A 401-nucleotide genomic window follows, 5' to 3' on the forward strand; every position below is an offset into this window, starting at 1 on the left:
AGGTCCGCGATCTCGTTGATGAAGGTGATCTTGGTCGCGAGGAACGCATTGGCGGCGTATTTGATCATCTCGGCGGTGCGGCGTTCCGTGAACATCAGCGGCGCCTGGTTCAGTGACAGCGGCCGATAGATGTCGCTCATCACCTTGCGGCCGCGTTCGTCGGCGGTGCCGACGACGATGCGGTCGGGGAATTTGAAGTCGCGGATCGCCGCGCCCTCGCGCAGAAACTCAGGGTTCGAGGCGACGACGACGTCGGCCTTGGGGCTGGTTTCGCGGATGATGCGCTCGACCTCGTCGCCGGTGCCGACCGGTACGGTCGACTTGGTCACGACGACGGTGAAGCCGGACAGCGACTGCGCGATCTCTTTCGCGGCCGCATAGACGTAGGACAGATCGGCGTG

At 64.1% G+C, this 401-nt stretch carries 1 pseudogene; it reads right to left on the reverse strand.

Going from position 1 to position 401, the window contains the following annotated elements:
• A pseudogene (locus AC0L27_RS41205) lies at nt 1-401 on the reverse strand (UDP-glucose 6-dehydrogenase); the annotation flags it as partial.

This window comes from Bradyrhizobium sp. Ken51 (assembly GCF_055807435.1).